Source organism: Flavonifractor sp. An91, from assembly GCF_002159225.1.
Lineage (GTDB): Bacteria > Bacillota > Clostridia > Oscillospirales > Oscillospiraceae > Flavonifractor > Flavonifractor avicola.
Map to the genome: position 1 here is coordinate 1 of NZ_NFHA01000023.1, position 17,734 is coordinate 17,734.

22 protein-coding genes are annotated in these 17,734 nt (G+C 56.2%); 8 read left to right on the forward strand and 14 right to left on the reverse strand.

Annotation, left to right across the window (positions count from 1 at the left end):
- From B5G42_RS12465 to B5G42_RS12490, 6 genes are all read right to left on the reverse strand, one after another.
- Positions 1–419, reverse strand: a 419-nt coding sequence (locus B5G42_RS12465; RefSeq protein ID WP_140399854.1) for a ParA family protein, incomplete at its 3' end; no start/stop codon positions are given.
- Positions 420–432: 13 nt separating this feature from the next.
- Positions 433–633 carry a hypothetical protein gene (locus tag B5G42_RS12470; RefSeq protein ID WP_087270960.1) on the reverse strand — a complete coding sequence of 67 codons (201 nt, stop codon included), beginning with the start codon at positions 631–633 and terminating at the stop codon, positions 433–435.
- Positions 630–2,102 (reverse strand): AAA family ATPase, encoded by a 1,473-nt coding sequence (locus B5G42_RS12475; protein ID WP_087270964.1) that lies wholly within the window; start codon positions 2,100–2,102, stop codon positions 630–632. Before B5G42_RS12475 ends, B5G42_RS12470 begins: the two co-directional genes overlap by 4 nt.
- Positions 2,092–2,904, reverse strand: a complete 813-nt coding sequence (locus tag B5G42_RS12480; protein WP_087270967.1) for a hypothetical protein — start codon at positions 2,902–2,904, stop codon at positions 2,092–2,094. The genes B5G42_RS12475 and B5G42_RS12480 overlap by 11 nt, the downstream gene beginning before the upstream one ends.
- 117 nt (positions 2,905–3,021) lie before the next feature.
- Positions 3,022–3,204 (reverse strand): BOW99_gp33 family protein, encoded by a 183-nt coding sequence (locus B5G42_RS12485; RefSeq protein WP_087270970.1) that lies wholly within the window; start codon positions 3,202–3,204, stop codon positions 3,022–3,024.
- Between the two features lie 44 nt (positions 3,205–3,248).
- The gene (locus B5G42_RS12490) at positions 3,249–3,698 is read right to left on the reverse strand and encodes a helix-turn-helix domain-containing protein (RefSeq protein ID WP_087270973.1); all 450 of its coding nucleotides are present in this window, start codon (positions 3,696–3,698) and stop codon (positions 3,249–3,251) included.
- Between the two features lie 336 nt (positions 3,699–4,034).
- On the opposite strand from B5G42_RS12490, the gene B5G42_RS12500 reads away from it, so the two are divergent.
- A complete protein-coding gene (locus B5G42_RS12500; RefSeq protein WP_087270975.1) occupies positions 4,035–4,538 on the forward strand; it encodes a hypothetical protein in 504 nt (167 codons plus the stop codon).
- Positions 4,539–4,860: 322 nt separating this feature from the next.
- Here B5G42_RS12500 and B5G42_RS12505 read toward each other — a convergent pair whose 3' ends face one another.
- Positions 4,861–5,082 carry a helix-turn-helix transcriptional regulator gene (locus B5G42_RS12505; protein WP_162611101.1) on the reverse strand — a complete coding sequence of 74 codons (222 nt, stop codon included), beginning with the start codon at positions 5,080–5,082 and terminating at the stop codon, positions 4,861–4,863.
- A gap of 148 nt (positions 5,083–5,230) precedes the next feature.
- Here B5G42_RS12505 and B5G42_RS12510 point away from each other — a divergent pair, with 148 nt between their 5' ends.
- The 3 genes from B5G42_RS12510 to B5G42_RS12520 are packed head-to-tail and all read left to right on the forward strand — an operon-like array spanning position 5,231 to position 7,405.
- A complete protein-coding gene (locus B5G42_RS12510) occupies positions 5,231–5,854 on the forward strand; it encodes a LexA family protein (RefSeq protein ID WP_162611102.1) in 624 nt (207 codons plus the stop codon).
- Between the two features lie 41 nt (positions 5,855–5,895).
- On the forward strand, positions 5,896–6,849 hold the full coding sequence (locus tag B5G42_RS12515) for an exonuclease domain-containing protein (protein ID WP_140399855.1): 954 nt from the start codon (positions 5,896–5,898) through the stop codon (positions 6,847–6,849).
- Positions 6,850–6,874: 25 nt separating this feature from the next.
- Positions 6,875–7,405, forward strand: coding sequence for a hypothetical protein (locus tag B5G42_RS12520; RefSeq protein WP_087270988.1), 531 nt, complete (start codon positions 6,875–6,877; stop codon positions 7,403–7,405).
- Between the two features lie 183 nt (positions 7,406–7,588).
- Here B5G42_RS12520 and B5G42_RS12525 read toward each other — a convergent pair whose 3' ends face one another.
- Positions 7,589–8,203 (reverse strand): N-acetyltransferase, encoded by a 615-nt coding sequence (locus B5G42_RS12525; RefSeq protein ID WP_343212815.1) that lies wholly within the window; start codon positions 8,201–8,203, stop codon positions 7,589–7,591.
- The gene (locus B5G42_RS18375) at positions 8,200–8,373 is read right to left on the reverse strand and encodes a hypothetical protein (protein WP_087270991.1); all 174 of its coding nucleotides are present in this window, start codon (positions 8,371–8,373) and stop codon (positions 8,200–8,202) included. The genes B5G42_RS12525 and B5G42_RS18375 overlap by 4 nt, the downstream gene beginning before the upstream one ends.
- 255 nt (positions 8,374–8,628) lie before the next feature.
- On the opposite strand from B5G42_RS18375, the gene B5G42_RS12535 reads away from it, so the two are divergent.
- Entirely contained in the window at positions 8,629–10,029 is a 1,401-nt protein-coding gene (locus B5G42_RS12535; protein WP_242961220.1) for a recombinase family protein, read from the forward strand.
- A gap of 29 nt (positions 10,030–10,058) precedes the next feature.
- On the opposite strand, the gene B5G42_RS12540 is transcribed toward B5G42_RS12535, so the two are convergent.
- The gene (locus tag B5G42_RS12540; protein WP_087270994.1) at positions 10,059–11,348 is read right to left on the reverse strand and encodes a FeoB small GTPase domain-containing protein; all 1,290 of its coding nucleotides are present in this window, start codon (positions 11,346–11,348) and stop codon (positions 10,059–10,061) included.
- Entirely contained in the window at positions 11,339–11,581 is a 243-nt protein-coding gene (locus tag B5G42_RS12545) for a FeoA family protein (protein ID WP_087187506.1), read from the reverse strand. Before B5G42_RS12545 ends, B5G42_RS12540 begins: the two co-directional genes overlap by 10 nt.
- 231 nt (positions 11,582–11,812) lie before the next feature.
- Between B5G42_RS12545 and B5G42_RS12550 the strand changes: the two genes are divergently transcribed.
- Positions 11,813–13,180, forward strand: a complete 1,368-nt coding sequence (locus tag B5G42_RS12550) for an MATE family efflux transporter (protein ID WP_087187507.1) — start codon at positions 11,813–11,815, stop codon at positions 13,178–13,180.
- A gap of 99 nt (positions 13,181–13,279) precedes the next feature.
- Here B5G42_RS12550 and B5G42_RS12555 read toward each other — a convergent pair whose 3' ends face one another.
- The 3 genes from B5G42_RS12555 to B5G42_RS12565 all read right to left on the reverse strand — a co-directional run bounded on the left by B5G42_RS12555 (position 13,280) and on the right by B5G42_RS12565 (position 15,203).
- Positions 13,280–13,663 carry a RidA family protein gene (locus B5G42_RS12555; RefSeq protein WP_087187508.1) on the reverse strand — a complete coding sequence of 128 codons (384 nt, stop codon included), beginning with the start codon at positions 13,661–13,663 and terminating at the stop codon, positions 13,280–13,282.
- A gap of 100 nt (positions 13,664–13,763) precedes the next feature.
- Positions 13,764–14,102, reverse strand: coding sequence for a hypothetical protein (locus B5G42_RS12560; RefSeq protein ID WP_087187509.1), 339 nt, complete (start codon positions 14,100–14,102; stop codon positions 13,764–13,766).
- 144 nt (positions 14,103–14,246) lie between these two features.
- Positions 14,247–15,203, reverse strand: a complete 957-nt coding sequence (locus B5G42_RS12565; protein WP_087270995.1) for an L-lactate dehydrogenase — start codon at positions 15,201–15,203, stop codon at positions 14,247–14,249.
- Between the two features lie 265 nt (positions 15,204–15,468).
- Here B5G42_RS12565 and B5G42_RS12570 point away from each other — a divergent pair, with 265 nt between their 5' ends.
- Positions 15,469–16,143 (forward strand): response regulator transcription factor, encoded by a 675-nt coding sequence (locus B5G42_RS12570; RefSeq protein WP_087270998.1) that lies wholly within the window; start codon positions 15,469–15,471, stop codon positions 16,141–16,143.
- Complete coding sequence (locus tag B5G42_RS12575) at positions 16,133–17,722, forward strand: sensor histidine kinase (protein WP_087271001.1); 1,590 nt, start codon at positions 16,133–16,135, stop codon at positions 17,720–17,722. The genes B5G42_RS12570 and B5G42_RS12575 overlap by 11 nt, the downstream gene beginning before the upstream one ends.
- Positions 17,723–17,734: the final 12 nt, after the last annotated feature.

A 17,734-nucleotide genomic window follows, 5' to 3' on the forward strand; every position in this document is an offset into this window, starting at 1 on the left:
GCAGACACACAGGCGGCGGACAGGTTGGGCGGGCAGTCGATGACCATCACGTCATAGGCCCCGTCCTCCTCCAAAGCCTCCCGCATATCCCGCAGCGCCCTATAGCTCCGGCCCCGATCACCACCGGCGGCCTCCAGATCCAGGGCCCACAGATCCTCTGCCGCCGGCAGCACATCCAGGCCGGGCACGTCGGTCTGCTCCACCAGTTCGTCATAGCAGATACTCAGCCCCCGCAGCAGGGCGCCCAAGCCAGCATACTCCCCGGGCGGCAGCAGGATCTGAGTAGCGTTTGCCTGCCCATCGGCATCCACCAACAGCACCCGCAGCCGGCAGCTGGTGGCCAGCACATAGGCCAGGTTGACGGCGGTGGTGGTCTTGCCCACCCCGCCCTTTCGATTGACAATGGCGAAGGTTTTCATGCACGAAACACTCCTATCTTTCGTTGATCGGGAAACACTCCCGGATAATTTCACTTCCTACGGAAGCCTCGGCCATATAGTACCGCCGGGCCGGATGGATATAGACGATCCGGCCGGTCACTGAGCGCAGCTTTCGCATTTTGTTGGCCCGCTCGCCATTAAGCTCGCGCTCAAAGGCCGACGGGGTCCAGGTGATCTTCTCGCCTATCCTCATGCTGATCCTCCTCCAGAGCCTGGACCGCCAGAGTCAGCGCCTGGGCCACCTGCAGGTGATCCGCCGGGAAGCTGCTGGCCCGTGCCAGGGCCTCCCGGCGCAGGATCTCCAGCCGCAGCAGCTGGGCCGCTCTGGGCTTGTCCATGCTGGTCTCCTTTCTCACGGAACGGGTCATCCTCTGTCTCCGGCAACTCCATGAACTGCTGGGGCATACTCAAAGCCCACCCATATGCCTTGTTGGGGTTTCCCGTGCCGGACTTATAGAAGCGCTTACTGCTGGCCTCAAAATTCAATCCGATGCTGCGGCCCCGCTCTCCAAAAAAGCGATTTTTCAGGATGGTCAGTACACAATCCTGCTGCCGGTCCGGCCTGGATTCCTTCTCCAGCGCATATACGTTGTCGGCCAGGTTGGTCACATCTCCGATGCCGGACACATCGTCCGAGTCGTCGATCCTGTCCGTCTTGCGGGGGTGGGCTACCAGATGGACGTGGACGCCGTTGTCATGGGCAAAGGCGGCCAGCTCCGCCACAAACTCCGACTGCGCCCGGTAGAAGTCCCGGTCATTGTCCCGGAACCGGGCGGTCATCAGGTTATCAACCAGATAGACCTTGGCACCGTAGCGCCGGTGGGCGTACCGGAACACCCGCAGGATGTTGGCCGCGTCATGGTAGGTGCTGGTCCCGATGTCGTACAGGAGGAAGCGCCCCCGCCACCAGTCGTCGATCAGCCCCTGGACAAAGGGCGTTGGGGATGCGATCTCCCGCCCGCTCATCCGGTCCGTGGTCTTGGATATGTACTGGGGCCCCGCCGCCTGGAGGGAAGCCCAATACTTGAACTTCCAGGCCGGCAGCTCTCCAGAGTAGGCGCAGACCGGTTGACCCTGGTCGATGGCCTCCAGCAGAAATTGGTCCAGCAGCGTGCTCTTTCCCTCGCCGCGCTTGCCGGTCCACACGGACAGCTCGCCCATGATGGCCCCGCCGGTGGCCCTGTCCAGGTTTGGGATTCCGTAGAGCACCTTGTCCAGCCGTGTCACGTCCGGCTGCCTGACGTCGGCTAGGTCCAGAAGACCGTAGGCTGGGACCTCCACCGTGTCCAGCAGCATCTGGTCCACGGCCTTCAGACCGTAGGTGTCCCGCAGCGCCCGCACCGACGGGCACCGCCGAAAGCCCTTGTCCTCCACTGCCAGCAGGATCACGTTGGGCAGCCGATGGCGCAGCTCCCGCACCATGACCTCCCGCTTCTGGGGATCGGCGCACACCACCAGCACGTAGCAGAACTTCAGGAAGAATCCCTCGTACCGGCCGATCTGTTCCCAGCCGCCCATGGTACGCAGGCACCCGGCGTTGATCTGGACGGCCAGCACGTCCTCGGCGTCGGCGCAGAACCAGAACCCGGTGGGAAGGCTGGGGTCGAGAAAGGCGGGGTCGTAGAGCAGCACCTCCCCCACACCGTTCTCCTTACTCCACATGGCGCTCCACCTCCCTCCTGGCTGCTTGGGCTTGTCCGCCTCTCAAGGGGAACACACCTTTCCAGCTGTTGGTCACGGACTCCCGGACAATCTGGAGCTTCAGCTCCCGGGAGCCGTCCGCTAGCTTGTCCAGTTTGTTGAGCAGGGTGGAGATAGCTCTGGGGGAGTCCACCGCCTTCTTGGCGGAGCGCACCTCCATCAGGTCATCCAGGGCCTGGGCCAGTTCCTGATCCTCCCCGGTATATGCATGGAGTATGGCCTGGACCGTCTGCTTGTCCTCTTTCAGGGGCCTCCGCTCCCCCTTGGGGGGTAAGGGGGGATAATATAACTGGTCAGTAACTGTTTCCTTATTACATTTCCCCGTCTGGTGAAATGGTTGTCCCTGTTTGGTGAAATCCATTTCACCATCTGGTGAAATGGGAGGCGGGGGCTCCTTATCGTCAGAATCGCCCATATCCCCGTCCGGTGAAGTGGGACAAACAAGGAGCCCATAGGCCTCCAGCACGCTGTCTGCCAGTGCGTACCACACCGTGCGATCCGTCTTATCCTGGCTGAAGTTCCCGGTAAGCAGCGCCCCGTCCTCCTTCAGCTTGGCCACGATCCGTTCCACCTGCCGCCGGGTCCAGAAGGGGAACAGCTTGGTCAGGGCATCCAGGGTGTTGTAGGTCCATGTACGGCCCTCATGGAAGTGCCGCCCATTGGCCTGGTTCTTGGCTACCCAGAATGCCATGGCATGGAGGAAGATTGCCCCGTTGACGCCGTGGCGCTGGGCCAGTTCGGCATTGAAATGGTACTCAGTCAAGCTTCCCCACCCCCTTGTAAATTCCGGCCATTTGTGGTATCATAATAATGGTTTTCATGCACGAAACCGCTTGGCCTCTCTGTCTGCGCCCACAGACAGGGGGGCCTTTCTTTTTTCCTACTCATGAGACGCACCCCGCTCTCTCTGCTCCCGGATGGCGCGTCCATCCCGGATAAACCCCAGGATCATCCGCAGCACATCATCCGGCAGAGTATGGGTCTCAAGGTATGTACTCAGGTCCTCACAGATAGAGCCATCCGCCATGATATTGGTTACCTTGACCTTGCTCATATCGACCATTGCGCGCCACCTCCTTTTTCCATTTATGCTGCCGCCTGGTTGTCCTATGAGGACTCCCGGGCGCACCGCAGCTCCAGCGCGGCCTCCACGATCTCCTGCAGGTCCTCCAAGATGGCGTCGAACTCGGGACGCTCCTGGGTATCAATGACGTTGTCCTCCGCGATCCGCAGCAGCCGCCGGTCGGCATGGGATTCTGCAAAAGCAAAGATCCGGTTGGTCAGCTTGGCGCTGGCCTCCAGCACGGACCTGGGCCGGATCTCCGGCACCACACTGCTGTACAGGGCATTGGTCTCCCGCAGGTGCTGATAGGCCAGGTGCTGAGCATTGTAGATGATGACCATCAGCTCAACGATCTCAGTGGGCGGTATCCGCTGGCCAGTCTCATAGGCTCGCAGACTCTCCACGCTGATGCCCAGCCGCTCCGCTGCCGCTTCCTGGGTCAACCCGGCAGACTTGCGGCAAATTTTATAGATATTCCGGCAATCGTCCGGCATGGCAATCACTCCTTTCTTTTGGTACAATATAGTCACGGGGTCAGACAGCTGCATCGAAAAAGAGAGCCGCCTCGTGGATCTGATCCACCAGCCCATTTTGGCGGAGGATCAGAATGATGGATTCCTGACCACGGATGGTCAGGCGCACTGCGTTTTTTGTGACCACCTCGGCACACTGTACCTTGTCAATGTCATAATGTTCCTCGATCCAGCGTCCAATCTGCCGCTACTCCGCTGTACAAATCATAAGCAGCTCCTTTCTCAGCTTTTTCGTCTTTGGCGCCCCTTGTCTTCTTTTAACCCCTGTGATAAACTGCATGATAAGGGGGGCTTTTCATGACGATTTTTGAATCATACTGGCGGAATTTTGTTGATATAAAAATTGCTGAGCAATACTTTACTCTTTATGCAAAGCACTCTAAGCACCGCCTTATGATAATAGATGCCCTTTGCATGATTTTTTCTTTAACAGGTGTCATCTCTCTGATAAACAGTTACTGTTCTCCGTTCTTGTCCACAGTGATTATTCTAGGTTCTCAAATTATAAGCGTCCTTCAGCCGCTGTACCCATACAGTCAAAGATTGTATGCATCCCAGTGCATATACAGAGAATATGCTGCTCTTGCACTGACTACCGAACAAACAGTAAATGGTTATCTTTATGGGGATGTTAGGGAAGATGAACTTCTACCTGCTCTAAAGAACGCACAGCAGGAGAGCTTTGACATCGAAACCAAGTTCTGCTCGGTCGATCTTTTCTCCCAAAAGAAACGCCTTCATAAAGCTTCAGAGAAAGCAGTTATGCAATATTTAACCGTACATTTCAACTTAGGAGAGTGAGACAGCATGAAAAGCAGTTCCGCACCTTTTCCCCCAAAGCCTGTTACGCCCGACCCCGACATACAGAAGAATGGAGGACTGGTTCCTCCAACAACGATCAAACCACCCGTTCCCAAAGCACCAAACAAATAAGATTTCAGGCTGGGCCGTCACTTTTTGTGGCGGCCTTTATCCTTTTTTAGCCACCTGCAATAAGCACAGCGGGTATTTGGGACTGTCCAAAGTACAAAAGCCATCAAAAGCCTATGGATTAGGATTCCAGCCGCTATTCCTAACAAAAAGCTGACCACCAAAGAGCAATTCACCCCGCTCACCTCCTTTCTCAGCTTGCGGCATCATTTCCACACTCGGATATCTCCCGGCCATAGAGGGCGTCGATGGTACAATGGAGAGCATCAGCCAGCTGAGGAGCCAGCGACCACTTGGGATCTGATATCCCGCGCTCCCACTTGCCTACGGCCTGCTGGCAGACGCCCAGCTTCTGGGCCAGAGCGGATTGGGAAAGTCTCTGCTGCTCCCGCAGCGTCCGAATGTTGTTTCCCACGTTTTTGGTCACCTCCATTTCGCAACCTATGGTTGTTTACATGGCCACTATATCACTACTTTTAGTTGCTGTCAACTCCTTTTTGTGTCCTTCATATTGCTTATAACAACTATTAGTTGTATAGTTTGAGGTGAAAGGGGGTGAACACGTGCTCGGTCAACGTCTGAAAGCCCTGCGCGCAGCCCGTCAAATTTCCCAGAAAGACCTTGCGGCGCAGTTATTTGTGAGCCCGCAGGCTGTTGGAAAATGGGAACGTGAGGAGGCCACACCCAACCCGGAGACGGTACGCAAGCTCTCCGAACTTTTCGATGTCTCCGCCGACTACCTGCTGGGCCGGGAGCTGAGCCCGAACGCAAGCCCTGCATCCCACGCATTGCGGGTACCGGTGTTGGGGGTGATCCAGGCCGGGATCCCCATGGACGCCATCGAGGACATCCTGGACTGGGAGGAGGTTCCCGTCTCCTGGGCCAGCGGAGGCCGGGAGTACTTCGGCCTGCGGGTGAAGGGGGACAGTATGTACCCTAAGTATCTGGAGGGGGACACGGTGATCCTTCGTAAAGACAGCGCCTGTGACACCGGCGACGACTGCGCGGTGTTGGTCAACGGCGACGCGGCTACCCTGAAGCAGGTGCTCCTACGGGAGGACGGCGCGGTGGAGCTCCGCCCGGTAAACCCCACCTATCCACCCCGCACCTACTCCCCCGCCGAGATTGAATCCCTCCCTGTCCAGATCATCGGCGTGGTGGTTGAGTTGCGACGGAAAATAAAATAGTGCCCGAGTTGGACGCAAGAGAGGTAAAGGAGATAGATATCATGCCTACTAAGGACCATATGCCTTACCGCCAGCCTGCAAAGGCTGATAAAAACAAATCCTTTACCCACTTAAAGTGGAACAAATGGAATACAATCACCAGAATTTCCGATTATGTTGTGCTGGACGTGGAAACGACCGGGTTGAAGCCTGGAACGGACAAAATCATAGAGATTGGCATGGTCAAAGTCTCAGACGGCAAGCCCTGTGATGAATTTTCCTCTTTTGTCAATCCTGAGATGTCTATTCCCACCCGCATTACCAAAATCACTGGGATCACCAATGAGGACATGGCTACCGCTCCCGTATTTTCTTCCTTGGCCAGTCAAATCGTCTCCTTCCTGGGGGACTCTCTCATCTTAGGGCACAATGTCGGTTTCGATCTATCCTTCTTGGTCCCCGCGCTTGAATCATGTGGAATCTGTCCCAGTTTTACCTGCCTGGACACCTGTGCCCTGGCAAAAAAAGCCTTCCCAGAACTGCCCAATCATAAGCTTGATACCCTGATCGGTGCGCTGTCCTTGTCTGACGGGCAGACGCATCGGGCTTTGGACGATGTATACTGTACCCTTGGACTATTCAACAAAATATGCGAAAAGTATCCTGATTCTCCCCTGCTCAATGCAGTCTACTCCTGCTGTACCCCAATAGAGTCCTTCTCCTTCTCCCCTGTTGAGCAACCGCTGGCCGGCAAGCAACTCTTTCTCACAGGTACATTCACGTTCCCCTACTCAGCAGCTAAGAAGCTTATTTCTGCTGCAGGCGGCTTGGTCACATATAATCTCTCTGACCAGACGGACTATCTTGTATATGGCTTTCAGGACACCCAGGTCGAGGATCCGGCTCGATACGAAGCTGCCCTCGCTACCGCACATGAAATGCAGACTCAGGGCCACAGGATACAGCTAATCAACGAGATCCAGCTGTTGAAAACCTGCGGCGTTTCTTTCTATTGAGTTAACCACAGAAGGAGGAGCTTCCGTGAACGAACAATTATCCATGACTGGGATCAGTGAACCCGAGCATAAAGAATTTGAAGCCTTACAGCCGCTTATGCCCCGGCTTCAGGAGTGCGTGGCCGCCCAGGGCTGCGACCCAAACCAGCTCACGCTGGGGTCCACACAGGGGTACAGCGTTGTCTACCTTTCCAATTTTACCGCGTTTCGACTGCACATCCGAGGCAATTATCATTATCTGTCCATCCCTACCCTCTTTTCCGATATAATTCCACCGGACGCGCCCAGAAAACAGGTGAAGTCCGATCCCCTGTATCTGCGGCTCATACTTGATGAGACTCATCCCATTTCGTGGTATACAGACTTTCTTTTCTCGGTGGTCAAAGAGTGCATCAACCGATATCCCAAGGATTTTGACTGCTGCTCACGCTATGAGGTATGTAGTGACGCGGGGGAGTGTATCCACCCAGACAAATCCTTTGCTCTGGGCTGCGGCTACCGGAAGATCCTCCACAGCGGGAAAATCTATTATGGGAAAAACCGCAATATTGATTGATGCGTCAACTTGAACACGCCCAATCCCACGGCTATACGGCCTGTAAAGTTTGCCACCCGCCGTCCTGATAACAACACAAAAGCCGGGGCTCACGCCCCGGCCTCTTAAAACGCCAGAAATCGAACATTTGTATTGTTCCGGTTCCTTAGTTGCAAAAAAGCCCCAACTTATCAGCTGAGGATTTTAATGTAAGTACTTCAACAGCTGGATCAGGTGTGTACCGCTCATTTCCGTACGCTCATCCTTATCCAGCTTTCGCTTTCCAAATTCCACATACCCATTGTCACTATAGAATGACCTCAGACGATCAACGTCTTCACACTCCAGGTATACCACCTTGCCTCCGATGATTCGCTGAGCAAGCCGAATCTGATCTTCAGCCATTTTCAACAGCTCGTCACCAGTAATCAGTTTATTATAGTCGTTGGTGTAATTCTTACCGAGTTGAGCAACCAGCGGAGCCATAATTACCAAATCATTTTTAGCCGCACTTGGCATTGCAAATTTTCTTAAGCGTCTACCAAGTGTGCCGGAAACAGAGTGCTTATTCACTACAATATACTTGTTGGCAATCGTAAAATATCCGCAAATGACATTTTCCTTCCGGTAAGACGCATATACCAAAAAGGTCTGAGAAATCCCCTGCTTCGCGAAATCGATTGCAGATCTCTTTGTCAGAAACCGCTCAACATCCCCGTTCTTTGGACACGAAAAGGAGGAGAGGATCTCCCGACAGAAATCCTCTCCCTTTTCTTCTATGATGTCGCTGAGGGACAGTATCGAATAACCTGCCATCATTTATCTCCAAAAAAATCTTTGATTTTATCCTTCTGGATAGTCTGGCACGTTCTGGATATTCGGACCTCTTTGCTCTTTTTTCCCTTTGCGTGCTCAAGTGCTGCAGCAAAACCGCGGCATAGCGACTTGTCCCGGAAGCGGACATCTTTCAGGATGCTCTTTGTAGCCATAACCGCACCTCCTTTACTATGCTACGCTTATATTATAGCAGCAGAATAGCCAAAAAAACACTGGGAAATTCTACGAAGTTCTTGTTAGCTTATTGTTGACTTTTTTAATCACACTATTTCAATGATGGCATTTGACGCTGTCCCTCACTTATGGTGTAACATTACTAAAAGTTGCACATTGAGATACACCCAAGTTCAAAATCTTTTAAAGACGCCAAATATAGACCATTGATATTAAGATAAGGAGGACGCCTCATGTCCAAGGACAAAATGATGGTATTCGGCTACGCCAGAGTCTCCACCGAGAACCAGCTGGAGAACTACTCCATCGAGGAGCAGACCGCCCGGCTGGAGTCCTATTGTGCCGCCAAGGGATGGGTGCTGCTGCACACCTATATAGACGGGGGATACTCCGGCGGGAACACGGACCGGCCTGCCCTCCAAACCATGCTGGCGCAGATCCGGGAGACCCATGTGGACGCTGTGGTGGTCTACAAGCTGGACCGGCTCAGCCGCTCCCAGAAGGATACTCTCACCCTCATCGAGGACGAGCTGCTGGCCCACGGCACTGATTTTGTCTCCATCAATGAGAACTTCGACACTTCCACCCCCTTCGGCCGGGCCATGATCGGAATACTGTCCGTCTTTGCCCAGCTGGAGAAGGATCAAATCACTGAGCGCTTTACCATGGGCCGGATCGGCCGGGGCAAGGCCGGGTACTTCCATGGCGGCGGCAACGCACCCACCGGCTATACCTATGCCGACGGCGTCCTTACCGTCAATGAGTACGAGGCTATACAGGTCCGGGAGGCCTTTGACCTCTTCCTGGCCGGGAAGTCCATCAACGCGATCTGGCATATGTTATCCACAAAATACACCACAAAGTGGACAGCGGCAAAGGTCCGCAACGTGCTGAAGAACAGCCTCTATATCGGGAAGGTCCATTTCATGGGCCAGGAATATGATGGAGTACATCAGCCCATTGTGGAGGAACGTGTCTTTACCGCCGCCAAACAACTGCTCAACAGCCTGTCCCGTGAGGCAGCAAAAACAACATCCCAGCGCAACCCTTTCCGGGCAGGCTACCTACTATCCGGCCTGCTATACTGTGCCCGATGCGGAGCCAGGTACTCAGCCAACCACGGATACTACAAATGCTATTCCCGGGCCAAGAGCAGCCCCAAATTTGTCCGCGATCCGGACTGCAAAAATGACAACTGGGAGATCGGCACATTGGATCACCTGGTATGTCAGCAGGTGGATGCAATGGTATCCAGCTCCGCTGCCGTAGATCACGCGATTATGGCTGCCGACGCCGCCAAGACGGTGCATATTGACAAGGATAAACTGCGCCGTACCTGTGCGGAGCTGGAGCGGCAGATCGAGCGTCTGATCGAGCTGTATCAGGTCGGCTCCATTCCCATGGCATCTATCACCCAGCGGGTCAACGATCTGACGGCGCAAAAGGCTGCGCTGGAATCGCAGCTTAACGCTCCGGATGAGGTGCCCGCCAAAGATCTGTTTCTCGCTGCCGTAGAGGACTACCGGCAGGGCTTTGCCGGTGGGGACACAGACCGCAAACGTGCGCTGCTGGCCGGTCTTCTGGATCGGGTAACTATTGACGGCCAGTCGATTCAGCTCCATTGGAGGCTGTAAATAGCAATTTGCAAAATTATATATACTACTCACATGGTCAGGGCCTGCTTGCCGCAGGCTTTGGCTTTTTGAAACGCATGATCCAGCAAAAAAGCCACCCGAGGAAGATATCCAAAATCCTCCAGCAATGTAAAAAGGGGAAAGAAGATGGCCATTGGGGGCAGCATGACGCTGATCACCCAAGCCAGCACCCGGTATACGCCTAGGACCAGCGCCCCGTGGAGCCACTCCGGAGCATTGAGCCAGACAAACAAGTCGGTAAGCCGATCCTGAATCCAGAACAACCCATCGGAAAGCATCTGAGAGGGATAGTTAGCTCCCTCTATGGTGAGCCACAGCACAGCCGCCAGCAGAAGCAGCATAGCGGGAATACCGGTGGCCCTGGCGGTAAGCAATCGATCCAGCCGTTCCCCCCCTGCAGCAGCCACACCCTGGGGCAGGGCCTCTTGGGCGGCCTGGTGGGCTGCATGGACCAGGCTGGCCGCCAGCTGATCGCTCAGGTCCGTTATCCCGCTGTGGGCCAGCAGCTCCCTGGCCCCGGTCAACGCGGCTTGAAGTTCCTGGTCCTCCTCCGGGTCCCAGCCTATCTGCCGTGCCAGGCTGGAAGGAAGCGTGGGATCTCCCTCCAGCAGCCGCAGCGCCGCCCAGCGTACAGGGAGTTTACCCTGGAGCCTGGATTCCAAAAGGGGTTTGAGGGAGGCAGCGGCAAATTCCACCTGAGGCGGATAACAAACTGGCCGGGGCTTGGGCGGCTCCTTTCCATCCAACAGATGGTCCAGTGCTTCCATCAGATCCTCCAGACCCTCCTCCCGTCCGGCGGAACTTCCAACCACCGGAACGCCCAAATAGGCAGACAAAGCCTCCAAATCCACCGTAATATGCTTGCGGGCAGCCTCGTCCAGCAGGTTGACACACACCACGGTCCTGGGTTCCAGCTCCAGGGTCTGGAACACCAGATTCAGATTGCGCTCCAGACAGGTGGCGTCGCACACCACCACCGCACCCTGAGCACCACCGAAGCAGAGAAAATCCCGTGCCACTTCCTCCTCAGCGGAGTGGGCTAACAGAGAATAGGTACCCGGCAGATCCACCAGTGTATAGGACCTTCCATTCCACTGGCATCGCCCTTGAGCCACCGCTACGGTCTTGCCCGGCCAGTTCCCGGTGTGCTGGCGCAGACCGGTCAGTGCATTAAACAGGGTAGACTTACCCACATTGGGATTGCCCGCCAGTGCCACCACCCGTTCCGCTCCGTCGATCCCTACCGGCTGGAGCACTGCCGCCGCGCCCGCTCCTGTGGCAGCACGCGTCAGTCCCATGGCGCGCCTGCCAGTCTGACGCCCCTGGCATCCCGCCGCCGCAGAGCAATGACCGCCCCACGGATCAGATAGGCTGCCGGGTCACCCGCTGGGCTGACTGCCGTGCAGCTCACTGCAGTCCCCGGTACCAGTCCCAGGTCCAGCAAACGCCGGCGCATGGCCGGTTCGGTCAGCACCTCGGCTACCTGGCCCCACTGGCCCACCCGAAGGGCATCCAAGGTAATGGTACTCATATCATAACGCTCCTCGCTGTCACTTGAAATGGGTGGAGGCTCGCCGTCAGCCGGTGCAGGCCCCCACAACCTATCATATTGCGGAGCAGAAGGGGTGGTGCCTCTGAAAAACTGGTTCGTATACTGAAAATCTATTGACTAACCATATACAATCGATTAGAATAACAACGAAATGGATTCTTTTTTGCCGCAGCGGTTCGCTGCGGCTCTCTTTTCGGTTGGGAGGTTTTTATGTCAGAACTGCAAGAAAACAAAATGGGCGTCATGCCCATCAAACGTCTGGTCCTCTCCATGTCCCTGCCCATGATGATCTCCATGCTGGTGCAGGCTCTGTACAATGTGGTGGACAGCTACTTCGTGGCCAAAGTCAGCGAAAACGCACTGGCTGCCGTGGGAATGGCCTTCCCCTATCAGAACCTGATGATCGCCGTCAGCGTAGGTACCGGCGTGGGCGTCAACGCCCTGCTCTCCCGCAGCCTGGGCGCCAAGGACTTTGATACGGCCAACCGCACCGCAGAGAACGGCGTTTTTCTGGCCTTCCTCAGTATGCTGGTCTTTTCCATTGCAGGTGTTGTGTTTGCCGAGCCCTTCTTCCTGGCACAGAACAACGACCCGGATATCGTCAACCAGGGCGTGGCTTATCTGCGGATCTGCGCCGGGCTCTCCATTGGTCTCTTTATGGAGATCATGTTTGAGCGGCTGCTCCAGTCCACTGGACGCACCTTCTATACCATGATCACCCAGGGCGTGGGCGCAGTCATCAACATCGTTATGGACCCCATCCTCATCTTTGGCATTGGCCCCTTCCCGGAGATGGGCGTGGCCGGCGCTGCTGCCGCCACCGTGCTGGGCCAGATCGTTGCCGCCATTTTGGCTCTGATCTTCAATATTACCCACAACCATGAGATCCAGCCCAAACTGAAGGGGTTCCGCCCCCGCGGACATATCATTGGACGCATTTATAGCGTTGGTATCCCCACCATCGTACTCAACTCCATCAGCTCGGTGATGACCTTTGGTATGAACCTGATCCTGGGCGCCATCTCCACTTCCACCGCCGTGGCTGTATTCAACGTCTACTTCAAGCTCCAGAGCTTTGTATTCATGCCGGTATTTGGCCTGAACAACGGTATGGTACCCATTGTCTCCTACAACTTCGGTGCCCGGAAGCGTAAGCGTCTTACGGAAACTGTGCGCTTCAGCGCTATTCTGGCCGTTGGCATCATGTTGGTGGGCCTGGTGATCATTCAGTTTTTCGCCGCCCCCATTCTGGGTCTGTTTGAGGCCTCGGCAGAAATGCTGCGGATCGGCGTGCCTGCCCTGCGGATCATCAGCCTGTGCTTTGTGTTTGCCGGCTTCAACATCATCTGCTCCTCCACGTTCCAGGCCCTGGGTAACGGCGTACTGAGCATGATCATGTCCATCGTCCGCCAGCTGGTCGTACTGCTCCCCGCCGCTTACTTCCTCTCCTTTACCGGAAGTGTAACCGCCGTGTGGTGGGCCTTCCCCATTGCCGAGATAGCCTCCCTGATTTTGAGTCTTCTCTTCCTGCGGCTGGTCTTCCGCAATGTGATTGCTCCCCTGGGAGACAGTGAGTAAGCCTTTAAAGTAAAATAATGAGATCTAAAAATAAGCAGCCCCCCGTGCCCGGTTTGACCAGGCGCGGGGGGCTGCTTTTCTCTTTGCAATGATCTATGCTCAGCACTTGACGGCAATGACTGCGATCTCGATCTTGCAGTTGTCCGCCAGGCCTACGTTGCCGTAGCACAGCCGGGCAGGCATCCGCTTAGGATCAAAGTGGCGCACATACTCCGCGTTCATCTCGTCCCGCTCGGCAAAATCCCGCAGCAGCACGTCGATCCGCACCACATGGTCCATGTCGGAGCCGTAGCGCTTGAGCAGCTGCTCCAGGTTGTTCAGCACCTGGCGGGTCTCAAAGGTGATGTCGCCGCAGGCCAGCTCCTGGGTCTCCAGATCCTCGGATACCAGGCCGGAGAGGTAGAGGTACTTCCCGTCCACCACTACCAGGTCGGAGTAGGGGGCCTCCAGATCGTCTGTAAAGCGAATGTAGGTATTGTCCATAAAATCCACTTCATCCTTTCCATCATCGGGCCTGCATCTGAAGGACAGGCCTGTTCATGCCATTATCCCACAGATCCCGTCCAAACGCAACGGGTGCGCTTTACTTCACCTTGCTGATGGCGGTAATCACAGGAGTAGCACCGTCCACCCCCAGCTCACCGGTATAAGTAATCTCCACCGAGTCACCCTCGGCAAATCCGTCGACACTGACGCCCTTGCCGTAATCCATGCCCTGGTACTCACCATCGCCGGTAAGCAGCACCAGATAGTCCCCCATCTGGTTGATGATCCCGCTCACCTTTTTTTCCTCTACCTTCTCCGTGGACTGGGGCTGGCTGGAACCATCGTCCGTCTTTTTACCGCTGTCAGCCTTTCCGCAGGCGCTCAGTGCAAACACCACAAGCACCAGAGTAAGAACCAGGCAAATCTTCCGCTTCATAGTCATGTTCCTTTCTTTGTCCCTGTCTGGGATTGATGCATTCACCGGGCAGACCTTGCCGCCCGTGTTACGATGCTTAGACTCCCGTCGAGGTCGGAAAGTTGTGCCAGCCGCAAAAAGAAAGGAATTCTTTATAATTTCCGATTACAGTTCCAGAGTGGCAGCCACCTGCTTCAGGGTCTCCGCCGAGCGGCGCAGCTGCTCCTGCTCCTCCTGATCCAACACGATAGGCACATGGGTCTCCACCCCGTCCAAGCCTACAATGGCAGGCATACTCAGGGCGATACCCTCGATGCCGTACTCACCGTGCATCATGGTGGACACCGGCAGGATGGACCGCTCATTGCGGACAATGACCTCGCAGATCCGCTTTACCGACATGGCAATGCCATAGTAGGTAGCCTGCTTCTTGGCAATGATCTCATAGGCGCTGGTCTTGACCTTCTCGGCAATCTCCTTCATGGCAGAGGCGTGGTCGAAATGGCCCCGCATCTCGCAGAAGTCGTTGAGGGGGATACCGGAGACGTTGGAGCTGCTCCAGGCGGCGATCTCGCTGTCGCCGTGTTCACCGATGATGAAGGCGTGGACACTGCGGCTGTCCACATGGAGGTGCTGCCCCAGCTGGTACTTGAGCCGGGCGGTATCCAGCACGGTACCAGAGCCAATCACACGGTGCTCCGGCAGCCCGCTGAGCTTAAGGGCTGTATAGGTCAGGATATCAACCGGATTGGAGACAATGAGCAGGATCCCCTGAAAATCCCGCTTTGCGATCTCAGGGATGATGCTCTTGAAGATCGCTACATTCTTGTGGACCAGATCCAGCCGGGTCTCGTTGGGCTTCTGATTGGCTCCCGCCGTCACAATGACCACAGCGGCATCCGCCACATCGTCATAGGTGCCGGCATAGATTTTCATAGCCCCCGCAAAGGGGATGCCGTGAGCAATGTCCTTGGCCTCACCATCGGCCTTGTCGAAGTTCACGTCCAGCAGCACCAGTTCGGAAAACAGATGGCTCTGCATCAGGGCAAATGCCGTGGCGGAGCCTACAAAACCGCAGCCGACGATGGCAGCTTTGCGGGGATTGACGATGGTCTTTTTCATCATATACACCTCTCTATGTTCCGTGGATCACTCCACGGCCTGTGCTTTTTGCAGCTTTCCTTGTGTTTTCTAAATCATATATGATTTTAGGTATTTTGTCTGTTGCTGCTGCAACAAAACCGCAAATTTCTTTGGGCGCTGGGCTCTATTCGTTCCTCACGTCTTAAGATTCGTAAAGGCTCCGCTTTTTTCGCGGGCCGGACTTTCCCAATCCGCCTTCCTCTGTTACAATGGGAGCACAATACAGCACGAGGAGGCGCTGTCCATGACACCTATAATTCTCATTGCCGAGGACGACGCGGATATCCGGGGCCTGCTGCGGCTCTATCTGGAGGGCGAAGGCTTTCGGGTTCTGGAGGCGGACGACGGCAGCAAGGCGCTGGAGCTGGCCCGAACCCACAGCCCTGACATGGCCATTCTGGATATCATGATGCCCGGCCTCAACGGGTTTGAACTGACTCGCGCCCTGCGCCAGTACAGCCAGCTGCCCATTTTGATCCTGTCCGCCAAAAGCCAGGACAATGACAAGATCCTGGGCCTGAATCTGGGAGCCGACGACTACATTGCCAAGCCCTTTAACCCGGTGGAGATCGTGGCCCGAGTGAAGGCCCAGCTGCGCCGGGCAGGCCGGACAGGTCAGGATGTGCTCACGGTCCGGGATCTGGCGCTGGATACCGTCACCTGCCAGCTGTCCAAACGGGGCGTCCCCGTAGCTCTCACCCCCATGGAATATAAGATCCTGGCCCTGCTCATGCGCTCCCCCGGCCGGATCTTCACCAAGATCCAGCTGTACGAGGGGGCGGTGGGCCCCTACTTTGAGGGGGACGACAACACCATGATGGTCCATATCTCCAAGCTGCGGGACAAGCTGGAGGACGACCCGAAGGACCCCCGCTATATCATTACCGTGAGAGGATTGGGGTATAAGCTTGAAAAATAAACCGGTTCCCGGCAGCCTGTTCGGCCTGCTGGTACGCAATTACCTGCTGTTTACCCTCACCCTGCTGGTCATTGTGGGCGGGATCTTTTCTCTGTGGGATCAGTGGCTGACCCGGCTCTATCAACCGGCGGACTGGGCCGGTCTGATGGCCGACAGCGCCTTGTCATCCGGCAATTACCAGAGCCTGACCCGCTATACCGGCGACACAGGCAGCGCCTTTGCCGTCTATGACGGGGATGGTCTGCTGGTCTACTCCTCCGATCTCGGGTTTGACCCGCTCTGCACTCCCAGTGAACTGGACTGCGTCCAGCTCTGGGATGCAGATGCCGCCGTTACCACCTTTGCGTTGTCCAACGCGAACAAAGAATCCCGCTATCTGGTGATCCGTCAGTCCATGAGCGACGGATCGGTGGACACCATGGTGCTGAATGGCTCCTATGAGGTCATATTTGGCGGCCTGAAGGAGGGCAAGACCGTCTATACGCCCCAGGAATTTCTCTACCTGTCCGGCAAGCGGTTTCCCGACGCCTTTCTTACCCGTGGAGTCTTTGTCAATCAGGACAACGAGCCCATGACCGTTCTGCTGCGTGAGGCGGTGATCAGCGACGCCGATTACATGAAACGCTATCAGGATTCCTGGAAAATTTGGCTCCTTTTTATCCCCCTGTTCCTGCTCAGCGCAGGGCTGTTCATCTGGTGGCTCAGCCGCCGGATCGGCCGTCCCCTGCGCAGGCTTAACGACGCAGTAGTCTCCCAGTCTGAGGGCCGGATGGTCCGGGTGGGGGACTGCGGCGGAACCCGGGAGATCCGGCGTATTGGAGAGAGCTTCGACCGTTTTTCCGACCGGCTGGCCGAAAGTGAGGCGGAACGCCAGCGGCTGGATCAGGGCAGACAGAAGCTGATTGCCGACATCTCCCATGACCTCAAGACCCCCATCACCGTCATTGCCGGCTACATTGACGCCATCTGCGACGGCAAGGTGCCCCCCGAGGAGCAGGAGCGCTATCTGCGGGCCATTCAGGGCAAGGCGGCCGCCCTCACTGAGCTGGTGGACGCCTTCCATGAATACAGCAAGGTGGAGCATCCGGAGTTCGTACTCCACACCGAGCCCACCGATCTGTGCGAATTTCTGCGGGCCTATTTGGCGGACAAATATGACGAGATCGATCTGGCGGGCTTCGGACTGGACATTGATCTGCCCGACCGGGCCCTGCGCTGCCAGTTGGACCCCCTGCAATTCCGCCGGGTGCTGGATAATCTGCTTTCCAACGCCCTGCGGCACAACCGGCTGGGCACCATGCTCTTCTTCCGGCTGACCGAGACCGAGGGCAAGGCTCTGCTCACTGTGGCGGACAACGGCGCAGGGATTCCCCCGCAGCGGATGAAATCTATTTTTGAGCCCTTTGTGGTGGGCAGCGATGCCCGTTCCGGCCAGGGCAGCGGCCTGGGCCTGTCCATCACCCGCCGTATCATGGAGCTGCACGGCGGCTCTATTACCCTCTCTACCCGTCCCGCTGCAGGGAAAGGCACGGAATTTCTCCTCACCCTTCCCCTGTGGCAGCCGCCCACCTCCACCTAATTTTTGACGCTC

What these genes read in the sequence shown, in the direction of transcription:
- B5G42_RS12470 (WP_087270960.1), bottom strand. Translation starts at nt 633, where the DNA reads ATGAGGATAGGCGAGAAGATCACCTGGACCCCGTCGGCCTTTGAGCGC.
- B5G42_RS12475 (WP_087270964.1), bottom strand. Translation starts at nt 2,102, where the DNA reads ATGTGGAGTAAGGAGAACGGTGTGGGGGAGGTGCTGCTCTACGACCCC.
- B5G42_RS12485 (WP_087270970.1), bottom strand. Translation starts at nt 3,204, where the DNA reads ATGGTCGATATGAGCAAGGTCAAGGTAACCAATATCATGGCGGATGGC.
- B5G42_RS12490 (WP_087270973.1), bottom strand. Translation starts at nt 3,698, where the DNA reads ATGCCGGACGATTGCCGGAATATCTATAAAATTTGCCGCAAGTCTGCC.
- B5G42_RS12500 (WP_087270975.1), top strand. Translation starts at nt 4,035, where the DNA reads ATGACGATTTTTGAATCATACTGGCGGAATTTTGTTGATATAAAAATT.
- B5G42_RS12515 (WP_140399855.1), top strand. Translation starts at nt 5,896, where the DNA reads ATGCCTACTAAGGACCATATGCCTTACCGCCAGCCTGCAAAGGCTGAT.
- B5G42_RS12525 (WP_343212815.1), bottom strand. Translation starts at nt 8,203, where the DNA reads ATGATGGCAGGTTATTCGATACTGTCCCTCAGCGACATCATAGAAGAA.
- B5G42_RS18375 (WP_087270991.1), bottom strand. Translation starts at nt 8,373, where the DNA reads ATGGCTACAAAGAGCATCCTGAAAGATGTCCGCTTCCGGGACAAGTCG.
- B5G42_RS12535 (WP_242961220.1), top strand. Translation starts at nt 8,629, where the DNA reads ATGTCCAAGGACAAAATGATGGTATTCGGCTACGCCAGAGTCTCCACC.
- B5G42_RS12540 (WP_087270994.1), bottom strand. Translation starts at nt 11,348, where the DNA reads ATGGGACTGACGCGTGCTGCCACAGGAGCGGGCGCGGCGGCAGTGCTC.
- B5G42_RS12545 (WP_087187506.1), bottom strand. Translation starts at nt 11,581, where the DNA reads ATGAGTACCATTACCTTGGATGCCCTTCGGGTGGGCCAGTGGGGCCAG.
- B5G42_RS12550 (WP_087187507.1), top strand. Translation starts at nt 11,813, where the DNA reads ATGTCAGAACTGCAAGAAAACAAAATGGGCGTCATGCCCATCAAACGT.
- B5G42_RS12555 (WP_087187508.1), bottom strand. Translation starts at nt 13,663, where the DNA reads ATGGACAATACCTACATTCGCTTTACAGACGATCTGGAGGCCCCCTAC.
- B5G42_RS12560 (WP_087187509.1), bottom strand. Translation starts at nt 14,102, where the DNA reads ATGAAGCGGAAGATTTGCCTGGTTCTTACTCTGGTGCTTGTGGTGTTT.
- B5G42_RS12565 (WP_087270995.1), bottom strand. Translation starts at nt 15,203, where the DNA reads ATGAAAAAGACCATCGTCAATCCCCGCAAAGCTGCCATCGTCGGCTGC.
- B5G42_RS12570 (WP_087270998.1), top strand. Translation starts at nt 15,469, where the DNA reads ATGACACCTATAATTCTCATTGCCGAGGACGACGCGGATATCCGGGGC.